Raw genomic sequence first — 11,811 nt, 5'->3', positions numbered from 1 at the left:
GACCGGAGAAAAGACAAGTAAGTTAAGATTGCGTATTTCTTTTTTTATAAACAATCGAAAATCATGGCTGACTTTTCTCCGGAATCTTTTAAAAATGAGCTAGTCAATATCCTCAGTTACTGGGAAAGATATGCGGTTAACAGAAAAACCGGAGGGTTTTATGGACGTGTAAATTATGACAATGAAGGAGTTGCTGATGCGCCGCATGCCGTGGTTATCACCAGCCGCATTCTCTGGACATTTTCCATGGCCAAGCGAGTCCTCAAAGATCCTAAATATCTGATTGTTGCTGATCGAGCCTTCCAGGACTTGTCGATTCATTTCATTGATGCAAAATATGGCGGCGTTTTTTGGTCGACAGATGGTGATAATAAACCACTGGAAACAAAAAAGCAGATCTACGGAAACGCTTTTGCCATGTATGGTTTAAGTGAATATTATCGGACCACCAATTTCCCACCGGCTCTTGACCGTGCGAAGGAATTGTTTTATATCATTGAAAAACATGCTTTTGATCCAGTTAATGGCGGTTACCGCGAAGCATTTGCCAGAGACTGGACGAATACTGACGATTACATTTTAAGTAAAAGTCCATGGATTAAAAGCATGAATACGCATTTGCATTTGGTAGAGGCTTATACAAATCTGTACCGCGTGTGGCCAGACAAGACGCTTAAAAAACAAACCATGGCCATGCTGAATGCAATTCTGGATCATATCCTGAATAGCAAAACCAACCGTATGGAAATGTTCTTTAACGAAAAATGGGAAACAAAAGATCGGGTAATATCGTATGGTCATGATATTGAAGCGTCTTGGCTTTTGTACGAAACCGCAGAAGTTTTAAAAGATGAAAAGTTATTAAGCAAAACGCGTAAACAATGTATTCTGATGGCCGAAGCAGCCATGACAGGTCTTGGAGTTGACGGCGCATTAAACTATGAATACGATCCGGAAACCAAACACACCAAAACAGAGCGGAATTGGTGGGTTTTAGCCGAGCAATTGGTAGGATTTTATAATGCTTACCAGCTTACAAACAATGTCGATTTCAAAGCAAAAGCAGAGAAAAGCTGGGAATATATAGAAAATAAATTTGTAGACAAAGATCGGGGAGAATGGTTTGGTGCTGTAAAGGAAGATGGAACCCAAATCCACGGCGATAAAACAAATTTTTGGAAATGCCCGTATCATAATGCCAGAGCGTGCGTCGAAATGTGGAAACGGCTTGAAAATTCCCATTGACGACATTAATATTCTAATTCTGATGTAACTTTTAAAAGAATCTTTTAATCTTTTTATTCTACAAGTAATTTAATTTATTTTAAAAAGGTAAATTTAAGAACACATTCATATATTTATCGTTATCCTTCATGACATTGGCAAACTGCCCACACTATCGAAATTTTTTCGGATTTTTTAATCAAAGAGGAATATTCTTGCGTATACCAAAAAATACAACCTAACTATAAAATTTAACCTAACTCCGCTACAATGGCAAAAGTTAATCTTGACGTACCTGACAAAGTTCATTTAAAGGCGAAACAGCTCCAACTTGAATTAGAAGAAAACGACAAACGCATTACCCTTCAGGAGCTGTATAAAGAGCTGGTTATCATCGGACTCGAGGCAATGAAGAAAAAAATGATTAACGGCACCGCTCTGACAGATTCCAAGAGTTTTTCAGCAATCGCCAGTTAGTTTATTACCTATTTATGTCAGAAGACTCTTTCTGACTGTCAGCCATGTCTTAGTTCCTTTTGAATGATTTCTTAGCATTTTTTGCTAGGATGATATACTTATGCAGTCCATTATCTGATGTGTTTATGTGACTATTCTTCTTGATATCAGTCTGTTATTGAAAATGTATTTAAGCGCCTTGTGTTTTAAATGTTAAATGCACTTGTCCAGAGGTACATAATCTCAATAATCACGAGTCAATGAAGCGGAATGACACATTATGGAAAGGCATATTGGAAAATGTCTATGAAGATTTTTTACGCTTCTTTTTTGAGCACGCGGACGAGCTTTTCGATATAGAAAAAGGGTTTCAGTTTCTGGATAAAGAGTTAGAACAACTGTTTCCGACGGAAGATATTGAAGCACCTAAATTTGTTGACAAACTGGTAAAGGTGTTTACTAAAAGCGGAAAAGAAGATTGGATTTTAGTCCATATCGAAGTCCAGGGCTACGATGATAAAGAATTCGCCAGGCGAATGTTCACTTACTTCTATCGTATCCTTGACAAATATGGAAAGCCGGTGACAGCCATTGCAATCTTTACGGATGCTAACCATAAATTCCGCCCTCACGAATATGCGTATGAATATTTAGGCACTAAGTGTATTTTTCAGTTCAATAATTTTAAAATTGCGGACCAAAGTGAAATAGGATTATTAACAAATGAAAATCCCTTTTCCATCATTGTGCTAACAATTATGCTGGCGTTGAAGAAAAAGAATTTAAATGACGAAGAGTTATATAATCTCAAATTTTCGCTTGCTAAAAATCTGCTTGCAAGAAATATTGCGAAGAGGAAGATTAACGATTTATTGATTTTTTTACAGCGGTATGTAAGCTTTGCAGATCCATATTATAATGTTAAATTCGATAAAAAAATTGAAGAGTTAACCGAAAACCAAAAGACTATGGGAATAAGGGAGCTAGTACTGGACTTGGCAAAAAAGGAAGGTATCAAGGAAGGAATTACAAAAGGAGTTGAAAAAGGCATTGAACAGAGCAAAACCGAATTTGTTAAAAATTTGTTACAGACTGCTAAATTTTCGGTATCTGAAATCGCCAATTTAGCCGACGTCACTGAGCGCTTTGTTATTGATGTTCAAAAGGCTGTATAACAATTAATAAGAAAGAGTTAATCTTTCGCAATTGTACCGCCATTATAATAAAGAAGCTCCGAAAAAGATAGTTTTCGGAGCGTCTTTATTTCAGATAGATCGATATTATTTTGCTTTTTCTCCACCTGTAATCCAGGTATTTATTTTGGCTTCAAGCAGGTTCAGCGGGACACATCCTGATTCCAAAACTTTGTTATGAAATTCCTGGATATTAAACTTATCACCTTTTTCCTTTTCAGCTTTTGAACGCAATTCGCGGATTTCGAGCTGCCCGATCTTATAGGATAATGCCTGTCCTGCTCCCGCCATATATCTTTCAACTTCGGCGGTGATACTTTCTTCCGACTCCGCTTCGTGATCGATTGAATATTGGATGGCCTTCTCTCTCGACCAGCCTTTGGAATGAATTCCGGTGTCAACAACAAGACGTATGGCACGGCGCATTTCGGCGCTCAACATTCCAAAATATTGGTACGGGTCGGTATATAATCCTAATTCTTTTCCCAGCGATTCACAATAAAGCGCCCAACCCTCGCCGTATGCGCTATACCAAATATTTTTTCTGAAAGTCGGCAAAGCTTTATTTTCTTGCTGTAACGAAATCTGATAATGATGTCCGGGAATAGCTTCATGTAAAAATAAACTCTCATCTGAAACGTCGTTATATTCTTTCACATTTGGAATCGGAACATAAAAAACGCCAGGCCTTGAACCATCGGCCAAGCCCGGATTATATTCAGCTGAAGCAGAAGCTTCTCTGAAAGCTTCCGTACGGCGAACCTCAAAGGCTGCTTTTGGCGTGAGATCAAATAATTTTTTCAGATTAGGTTTCATCGTTTCGTGAATCTGATTGAAATGCGCGATCACATCCTCCGGTTTTGTAAAAGGCATAAGCTTCTTGTTAGTCCTGACATCAGCGAAAAACGCTTTAAGATTTCCTTTGAAGCCGACTTGGTCTTTTACTTTTAGCATCTCTTTTGAAATACGCTCCACTTCACTCAACCCTAATGCATGAATTTCATCGGAAGACATTGAGGTTGTCGTGTAATATTTGATATAGGCATCGTACAGTGCTTTGCCGTTCGGTAGATCCATAAAACCACTCGTCGTACGTCCAGCCGGCAAATACTCCTTCTCAACGAATTCATGTAAACGTTTGAAAGCAGGAATTACCTTTTCTTCCACCATTGCCTTATATCCCTTTGTCAATCGGGCTTTATCATCAGCAACGAAGGAATCAGGGAACTTCGTTACAGGGGTATAAAACAAATGCTGCTCCGTTGGCCCATGATCCATATCAGCGAGTTGAGGAATCATTTTCTTGATCAAAGGCGCTGGTAATACGTACCCCTTTTTAATCCCCTCTCTCATATTGACAATTGCAGTATCACACCAAACTGTGAAGCCATCAACACGTTTCAACCAATCGTCGTAATCATCCACAGTTTTGAATGGCTGCATACTTCCGCCACTTGCCAGCTGCGCAACCATCAGATGAGTAGAGAATATCTGATTAATCGGCATGAGCTCTGTCGGAAATGTAAGCAGTTCCAGATTGATACTGCACTCCCAGCTCAATAAATCATAACTGGTTTTTTCTTCCTCATTCAATTCCTCACGATCATATTTCCCAAGTTCCGTTTGATATTTGTTATAAAAATCAACGAGCTTCTTTTTGTAATCTTTTGTCAGATCATTAGGAAAAAGATCATTATAACGGTTATCGCCATTCATGGTTGCTTCCAACGGATATAGAGGCAATTTGTCTTCATAATAATTATCAAACAATTCTCCGACTGGCGGAAGCAATTCCTCAGAAGCTTTTTGCTTACAGGCTTGCATAACAATACATATTAAAAAAACCAGAATAAGGGATTTGTTCATTTTAAGGATTTAAGGTAGTGGGCTAAAAATAGGTAATCGCTTTTTAACGATTTACTTGTCCAAGTTTAAGAAAACAGACGAAAATATCTAATTTTTATTTCGTATTAATCTCAAATTAATGACAAGCTGGCAATTGTTGTGAAATAAAAATCCTGCATATCAATTTCTTCACTACGCTGTGATTAGAAATTAATATGCAGGACCCGTAAATTCTTCTAATTAAAACAATTCCTCAAAAAATTGAAGCATTGCTTCCCAGGACCGCATAGCTGCTTTTTCGTTATAAGCGGCGCCTTTGGAATTATCATTTCCAGCCGCTGGATCTGTAAAACTATGTACTGAATTGGCATAATAAACCATTTGCCAGTCTGCGTTTGCTTTTTTGAGTTCGCTTTGAAACGCTGAAACTTCTTTAGCAGGAACAAAATTATCATCTGCTCCGTGCAGGATCAGAAGTTTTGGTTTTATCGCTGAAACTGTGCGCGAAGAATCACGACCGAGACCTCCATGAAAGGAGACGATTCCCTTCACAGGGAAGTTTTCTCTTGCTGCCTCAACTGCTCCCGTTCCGCCAAAGCAATATCCGATTACGGCAATGTTAGCAGGATCAGCCCCGGCCTTCACCAATTGATCTAAGGCGAGTTTGATACGCTTTTGGTATTCAGCATAATTTTTCTTGAAATAACCTGACAGCTCTGCCGCAGCTTTCTGGTCTTTTGGTGCTTTTCCTTCACCATAAATGTCCGCTACAAATGCATAATATCCCAAAGTAGATAATTTTTCTGCGCTGTTCTTGGAATGTGCATCGATACCCATCCATGCTGGAAGAATCAAAACTCCGGCTTTTTTCTTATTTGAGGTTTTCGGTTTTGCAGCGAAACCGCTTAATTTTTGGACACCGTCAGCGTAACTGACCGGTTGCAATTGGGCATAACTGAAAGATGTCATCAGGAGTAAAACAAAAAACAGGTAAAATTTCGCGATTTTCATAGGTTCGATTTATGGGTTTATAATTTAAAAACAAGATTAAAGCAACATAGAAACTTCACTTTCTACATCGCTGTTTCGCGCAGCATTGTTGACAGTTGCATTACCTACAAACAGGATTACCAGACTTACCAGCGAGCATGCCGCCATCATCGCCACCATAGGAATGGCGGTATTGTTATGCAAAACACTGACAATAATCGAAATGATCGCGCCGGCCCCCATCCGCCAGCTTCCCATCAGTGCCGAAGCACTACCGGTGTGTTTCTTGAACGGAGCCAGGGAAAGTGCGGATGTATTTGGCCCTGTCAAACCTTGGCCGGTCAGGAAAATAAACATCATTCCGATCAATGTATACAGATTATACCAGTTGAAATAAACGCCCAGAACCAGCAGCGTACCAACAACGCTTTGATACATTAGTGTTGTTTTGATGATCTGCTCGCTGTTGTATTTCTTCAAAAGGAAATGATTCAGCTGGGTAGAACCAATCATGGCAAATGCCAAAAACGCAAAGATCCAGCCGTATTGTTGTTCGGAAACTTTGTAGATATTCATGAAAACGTCAGAAGAACCAGCAATATAAGCGAATGGAGCCGCTGTTGCCAGACCTCCCGCCATCGTATAAATTAAGAATTGAGGCTGTCTGAGTACCGTTAGAAAACTACCGATAACCGCCTGTGGTTTTAGTGATACGGTCGGATCCGGTGATTTGCCGGCCGGAAGAAAAAAGTAAATCGCGCCAATAATGAGAAGCACAATACCTGCTAGAATAATAAAGACCCAGTTCCAGCCAAAAGCCGAAGTCACGTAACCACCAACCGTTGGAGCAATCATTGGGGAAACAGCAATCACCAGCGTAATCATAGAAAAAACTTCTGCTCTCTTGTCTTTTGTAAATAAATCACTTACCAAAGCTTGTGAAGAAACTAATCCTACGCAGCCGCCGATAGCCTGGAAAAATCGCATAACAATCAACGCTTCAACGGAGGAGGTAAGCGCGCAACCGATCGATGCCAAAATATAAATCACAAGCCCGGCATAAAGCGGGGTTTTTCTCCCGAAACGATCCAGAAGAGGCCCATAAAGCACCTGACCAATACATATCCCAATAAGATAACCTGTCAGAGATAATTGAACTTTATCTATTGTGGTGTTAAGATCTTTTGCAATCCTGGGAAATCCAGGCAGATACATATCGATTGAAAATGGACTAACAGTAGCAAGAGATCCCAAAATCAGGATCATGTAGGAGTATTGTTTGCGGCTCATGCGTTTTGACGGAACTTATTAGCATGACAACGAAAACAGAAGCGTTTATAGTTCCTATAATCTTAGAATAATCTTATTTGCAATATATAATCCTACTTATTCGCCAGTACCTTCAAAAAGGGTCCGATAAAATATTTCGCCTTTAGACTTGACATGATTTTCAGGTCATCAATAACTGAACTCTCTGAGTCCAGAAATTTAAATACCGTTTTCGCCTTTACATTCTTAAAAAGATCAGTGAATATTTCATCGCCGGGATATAGGCCTAAATCAAAGACGTTCAGAAACGTGGCATCCAGGACTTTATGTTTTTTACTGATCTGCTCATCCTTGAAGAATGGGTGATTATTCTCAGTGAATGAATGAATTATTTTGGAAATTGTCTTTTGTGTATTCAAAAAAGTGTAACCGGTGGAAGCTCTTGTGTCACCTCCGGCACTTCCAATATTAATCACATTTCCAGATCGCCTTTCAAAGGAGTAATCAGTCATTGGAATCACGCCACACTCCTCCTCAATAATCTTATAGTTTTTGATTTTCAGTATGTCGTTAATGTATTTCCTTATTCCTGCATCATATTCTTCTTGTGTCAAAAGCTTTTTAGAAAAAATGGTATACTCGGTGAAGATTTCTGTCTGAGAAAATGGCAGTGTGTAAAAAAAAGTTGCTCCGTTTTCCTGTGAAGTTCTGAAGTCCATAAAGTTTATCTGTGATGGATCTCCCTTGAATTCATCTGTTTGAATCTTTATGCCTTTAAAATGCTGTAAAAAATATTGATCGTGAGGTTTTAATGTTGGTTTTATATAGATGGAATTAAATACATATTTTGCATTGTAAGTTGCTGTTTCAGTGATCACCTCAGCATCTCCAACTTTATTCAGTACCGATTTGACCTCTTCATTTATAAACCTAACCTGATCGTGACTTTCAAGGAATGAGAGGACATGTTTATAAAAATCAATGCTCCTGATCATCGTGTAGCCGTATGAACCGGTGTCAAGCTTGATTTCCTTTCCGTCATTAGAGAAAAACAAAAGATCATTCCACTTTCTGAAAATTATTTCTTCAAATGCTGTTTGATCCTCTTCCTTTTGCCAAAAGCACCAGGTTCGGTCATTTTGGTCTTTTCTATTTTTCTCAACAATCAAAATTTTCTGCTTACTCCAAACGCCCACTTTTAAGGCGCGGTATACCAGGCTCAGACCGGCCATCCCTCCTCCGCATACAATAATGTCGTATCGTTCTGATTGCATTTAGCAAAATTTAGATGTGCTAGGTTTTTTCACGCAAAGTGGTAAAGTTAAAAAGCAAAGCGCGCAAAGTCTAAAAAACTTTGTGCGTTTTGCTTTAATTCTACTCCTTTTTGAAAACTTAGAAACACCGGAGCAGTAAATAATTCAATATGATCAGACTTTATCCGGATTTGGATGTATGTAAGGTTTGCGATAGGTCCGAGCCAGTAATCCGTTCGCTTCCTTGTCACCAACAATTTCCCTTTTCTTTGGATCGTAGACGATAGGCCGTCCCATTTTCATGGAAAGGTTCGCCATAATACAACTCGCCGTTGAAATATGACCTTCTTCAATATCCGCCACTGGACGGCCGCCATTTTCGATTGCCGTAATAAAATCAAGCATGTGTAAACGCGTCGCAGGGGCAGCATTTAATTCTATCCTATCTTCTTTCAGATCTTCCGGATATTTCTCTTTTTCAAACACAACATCCTTATGAATTTTCTCTCCTTTCCCGACCGGAATAAAATCGTAGGCCATTGTGCTGGCTTTCAGCGTTCCTTTTTCACCAAACAAAGTGAAAGACCATGGATATTCCGGATCGGCGGGAGTTCCCCAGGTTCTGTGCTGCCAGACACAATTGAGACCGTCGTACTCAAATATTGCAGATTGTGTATCCGAAATATTTGATTTCCCCTCCTTCTGCACATAAATTCCACCTGTTGAGCTGATCTTATTTGGCCAGCCAAGTTTCAGCATCCAACGGACGGTATCAAACATGTGCACACACATGTCACCCAGAACTCCGTTTCCATACTCGTTAAAAGTTCTCCACCAACGGACGTGCGGTATGCCGTCATAAGGGCGAAGCGGCGCCGGTCCGGTCCACATTTCGTAGTCCAGAAAATCCGGAACAGCTTCAACCGGGGGATTTCCATTCGCTCTCATGTGATAATAACAGCACATTTCAACGTGGGAAATTTTTCCAAGCAAGCCGGCGTCGACAATATTTTTCTTTGCGTCGATCAAGTGAGGGGTACTTTTTCGCTGGGTTCCTACCTGCACTACCTTTTTATATTTTCTGGCAGCCGCGACCATTGCTTCCCCTTCCATCACATCCACGCTGATCGGTTTTTGCACATAAACGTTCGCTCCGGCTTTCACAGCGTCGATCATTTGCAGAGCATGCCAATGATCGGGAGTTCCAATCAGAACGATATCCAATTGATTTTCTGCCAGCATTTTTTGGTGATCGCCATACAGCTTAGGCGTTTTTCCTGATTTCTGCCGCTGACTGACCAACTTTCCTGCCTCGTTTAATTGATTCTTATCAACATCACATAACGCGATAACCTCAACCGGAGCAACCTGAATTAATCTGAACAAATCACTTTTACCATACCAGCCGGTCCCAATAAGACCAACCCTGTAAGTTTTTGTCGGATTGATCAGGTCCATACCCTGGGCGCCGAGGGTGGTCAGGGCAAGAGCGGCCGAAGCTCCGTAGAGAAATTTCCGGCGATTAATATCAAAATTGTTCATGAATTTTTTTAAGTTTTCAGGCAATTGCAGCCGGTTTAGTTATGATCCAATTATTAAAGCGGAGCCAATAAGTAAAATACTTTGATCTCTACTATGATTTTTGTTAAGCGTGGTTAATTTCTCATTCGTTTGATTGTACTAATAATTTAAAAGAATGTACATTTATCTAAAAGTATATCATTCCATAATACAAAAGTTACTATGTTTCGTCAAGTGTTTTTATATCCATTATTAGCAGCTTCCCTCCTGTTTAGCTTCGCACCCGCCAAGAAAATTGGTGATTTTGATTTAAATGCAGACATCGGAACTCCGAAACTTCCCGGAACATCTGAATACGATAAAGAAACTAAAACATATACGCTCAAAGGAGGCGGGTACAATATCTGGTTTGAACGGGATGAATTTCAGTTTCTGTACAAAGAAATGGACGGAGATTTTACTTTCACTGCGGACTTTGAATTTGAGGGAAAGGGTGCCGATCCGCATCGCAAAGTTGGGTGGATGATCCGGGAGTCACTTTACGACAATGCTGCACATATCAGCGCAGTCCTTCACGGCGACGGATTGTCTGTTATGCAATGGCGAGTGAAAAAAGGAGATAAAATGCGCGATCCCGAGGATGAGATTTTCAGTAAAGAGAAAAATTTCCAGACCATCCAGCTGCAACGGCAAGGAAAAGTATATACAATGAGAGCGGCAAAAAAAGGTGAGACCTTGAAGCTGGTTGGCTCACAGACGATGGATAATTTACCTGATAAAATTATAGCCGGGCTTTTTATCTGTTCACATAATCCGGCAGTTTTGGAAAGCGCAAGGGTGACCAACGTTAAATTAATACAAAACTGATTATACTTACTTAAACACTGAACCCCGAAAATTTCAGTCCCGAAAAAACTTTTTAGAAATGATTACAACCTTCTTCAATTTATTTAGATCATAACCCAAAGTTTGTCATAAACGAACAGCACTTACCTTAACAAAAAATTCATGAACATTAGTAAAGTCATAAGAGAAACATTTTTCAACAAACCCGATTTCAAGCTCTATGAACCTTCTAAATTGACGAAGCCTGAAAAATTACTGGATGTAATCTCAGCCTGGAAAGGTTTGGAATTGATTATTGAAGACATTCTGGACGAGTTCTCCATAGGCCGTGAAAATTGCATTGAATTCGGTGTAGAGTTTGGTTACTCTACGGTTGTGTTTTCAAACTACTTCAAAAAAGTTACTGGCGTTGATACCTTCGAAGGCGATATTCATACTGATAATAAAGAAAACCATTACGAACAAACGAAGGAAAAACTTTCGGTTTACAAAAACATCGAACTATTCAAATCCGATTATCAAAACTGGATTTTCAAAGATAATTCACGTTACGACTTTGCGCATGTGGACATTGTTCATACCTACAAGGAAACTTTTGAATGCGGCCTGTGGACTGCAAACCATAGCGATTGTACGATTTTTCACGATACAGAAAGTTTTCCAGAGGTGAAACAAGCTGTTTTGGATATTGCCAAAGCAACCGGACAGTCAGTATACAACTACCCAAATCATTATGGCCTGGGCATTCTGGTTGACAAAAAAGGAATGAAGAACAGGAAACGCTGACATTAACAATATGTTAAGCTCGACAGGAGTTATGCTCGTTTGAACAATTTCTACGCTGTTAAAATTATTTCGTTGGTACAGGTTTTTTACTATACCAAGTAACTAAATAACCAGCTTAATAAATCAAAAAATGAACCTTGAATCTTTCGAAACAAATCACGAAAATCTACTGATGGCCCAAACGGATCTTGCAGTACTTAAAGATCTGTTTCATTCTCTTAACGACGCTGGTATCAGCTATTCGTCGTTAAATTGTTCTATTGCATTACTCGAAAAATATATAGAAAACGCATGTGTGTTGACCCCGGATTTTGAGACATCACCAAATTTTATCGGTACCAATTACGCAATTAAAAATTCGCAGGTGTGGAGAAAGAGTAACAGAACTTTCGCCTATCAACAATTTTAGTAAGGCATCATCTCATAAA

Annotated in this window: 11 protein-coding genes; 6 read left to right on the top strand and 5 right to left on the bottom strand. The window is 39.5% G+C overall.

Annotated elements, in window-relative coordinates; translation table 11 throughout:
* Positions 1 to 63: 63 nt before the first annotated feature.
* The 3 genes from L0657_RS26620 to L0657_RS26610 all read left to right on the top strand — a co-directional run bounded on the left by L0657_RS26620 (position 64) and on the right by L0657_RS26610 (position 2,855).
* Positions 64 to 1,245, top strand: a complete 1,182-nt coding sequence (locus tag L0657_RS26620; protein WP_235153829.1) for an AGE family epimerase/isomerase — start codon at positions 64 to 66, stop codon at positions 1,243 to 1,245.
* A 249-nt stretch (positions 1,246 to 1,494) separates the two neighbouring features.
* A complete protein-coding gene (locus tag L0657_RS26615; RefSeq protein ID WP_235153828.1) occupies positions 1,495 to 1,701 on the top strand; it encodes a hypothetical protein in 207 nt (68 codons plus the stop codon).
* A 239-nt stretch (positions 1,702 to 1,940) separates the two neighbouring features.
* Positions 1,941 to 2,855, top strand: a complete 915-nt coding sequence (locus L0657_RS26610; protein WP_235153827.1) for a hypothetical protein — start codon at positions 1,941 to 1,943, stop codon at positions 2,853 to 2,855.
* Positions 2,856 to 2,960: 105 nt separating this feature from the next.
* Here L0657_RS26610 and L0657_RS26605 read toward each other — a convergent pair whose 3' ends face one another.
* The 5 genes from L0657_RS26605 to L0657_RS26585 all read right to left on the bottom strand — a co-directional run bounded on the left by L0657_RS26605 (position 2,961) and on the right by L0657_RS26585 (position 9,772).
* Entirely contained in the window at positions 2,961 to 4,697 is a 1,737-nt protein-coding gene (locus tag L0657_RS26605; protein WP_235153826.1) for a DUF885 family protein, read from the bottom strand.
* Between the two features lie 261 nt (positions 4,698 to 4,958).
* Positions 4,959 to 5,729, bottom strand: a complete 771-nt coding sequence (locus tag L0657_RS26600) for a dienelactone hydrolase family protein (protein ID WP_235153825.1) — start codon at positions 5,727 to 5,729, stop codon at positions 4,959 to 4,961.
* Between the two features lie 36 nt (positions 5,730 to 5,765).
* Complete coding sequence (locus L0657_RS26595) at positions 5,766 to 6,998, bottom strand: multidrug effflux MFS transporter (RefSeq protein WP_235153824.1); 1,233 nt, start codon at positions 6,996 to 6,998, stop codon at positions 5,766 to 5,768.
* 92 nt (positions 6,999 to 7,090) lie between these two features.
* Complete coding sequence (locus tag L0657_RS26590) at positions 7,091 to 8,251, bottom strand: lycopene cyclase family protein (protein ID WP_235153823.1); 1,161 nt, start codon at positions 8,249 to 8,251, stop codon at positions 7,091 to 7,093.
* Between the two features lie 153 nt (positions 8,252 to 8,404).
* Positions 8,405 to 9,772 carry a Gfo/Idh/MocA family protein gene (locus L0657_RS26585; RefSeq protein WP_235153822.1) on the bottom strand — a complete coding sequence of 456 codons (1,368 nt, stop codon included), beginning with the start codon at positions 9,770 to 9,772 and terminating at the stop codon, positions 8,405 to 8,407.
* Between the two features lie 201 nt (positions 9,773 to 9,973).
* Between L0657_RS26585 and L0657_RS26580 the strand changes: the two genes are divergently transcribed.
* From L0657_RS26580 to L0657_RS26570, 3 genes are all read left to right on the top strand, one after another.
* Positions 9,974 to 10,618, top strand: a complete 645-nt coding sequence (locus L0657_RS26580) for a DUF1349 domain-containing protein (protein ID WP_235153821.1) — start codon at positions 9,974 to 9,976, stop codon at positions 10,616 to 10,618.
* Positions 10,619 to 10,759: 141 nt separating this feature from the next.
* Positions 10,760 to 11,383: a class I SAM-dependent methyltransferase gene (locus L0657_RS26575; protein ID WP_235153820.1), complete on the top strand. Its 624-nt coding sequence runs from the start codon at positions 10,760 to 10,762 to the stop codon at positions 11,381 to 11,383.
* A 130-nt stretch (positions 11,384 to 11,513) separates the two neighbouring features.
* Positions 11,514 to 11,792 carry a hypothetical protein gene (locus tag L0657_RS26570; RefSeq protein ID WP_235153819.1) on the top strand — a complete coding sequence of 93 codons (279 nt, stop codon included), beginning with the start codon at positions 11,514 to 11,516 and terminating at the stop codon, positions 11,790 to 11,792.
* Positions 11,793 to 11,811 lie beyond the last annotated feature (19 nt).

This window comes from Dyadobacter sp. CY345 (genome assembly GCF_021502725.1).
Lineage (GTDB): Bacteria > Bacteroidota > Bacteroidia > Cytophagales > Spirosomataceae > Dyadobacter.
Note: the sequence above shows the minus strand (reverse complement) of the source record. Positions and strands in the feature narration are given on the sequence as shown.

Bases quoted from the DNA above. Each gene is read 5' to 3' on its own strand.
- L0657_RS26585 (WP_235153822.1), bottom strand. From the start codon at position 9,772: ATGAACAATTTTGATATTAATCGCCGGAAATTTCTCTACGGAGCTTCG.
- L0657_RS26595 (WP_235153824.1), bottom strand. From the start codon at position 6,998: ATGAGCCGCAAACAATACTCCTACATGATCCTGATTTTGGGATCTCTT.
- L0657_RS26615 (WP_235153828.1), top strand. From the start codon at position 1,495: ATGGCAAAAGTTAATCTTGACGTACCTGACAAAGTTCATTTAAAGGCG.
- L0657_RS26610 (WP_235153827.1), top strand. From the start codon at position 1,941: ATGAAGCGGAATGACACATTATGGAAAGGCATATTGGAAAATGTCTAT.
- L0657_RS26605 (WP_235153826.1), bottom strand. From the start codon at position 4,697: ATGCAAGCCTGTAAGCAAAAAGCTTCTGAGGAATTGCTTCCGCCAGTC.
- L0657_RS26590 (WP_235153823.1), bottom strand. From the start codon at position 8,251: ATGCAATCAGAACGATACGACATTATTGTATGCGGAGGAGGGATGGCC.
- L0657_RS26575 (WP_235153820.1), top strand. From the start codon at position 10,760: ATGAACATTAGTAAAGTCATAAGAGAAACATTTTTCAACAAACCCGAT.
- L0657_RS26580 (WP_235153821.1), top strand. From the start codon at position 9,974: ATGTTTCGTCAAGTGTTTTTATATCCATTATTAGCAGCTTCCCTCCTG.
- L0657_RS26570 (WP_235153819.1), top strand. From the start codon at position 11,514: ATGAACCTTGAATCTTTCGAAACAAATCACGAAAATCTACTGATGGCC.
- L0657_RS26620 (WP_235153829.1), top strand. From the start codon at position 64: ATGGCTGACTTTTCTCCGGAATCTTTTAAAAATGAGCTAGTCAATATC.
- L0657_RS26600 (WP_235153825.1), bottom strand. From the start codon at position 5,729: ATGAAAATCGCGAAATTTTACCTGTTTTTTGTTTTACTCCTGATGACA.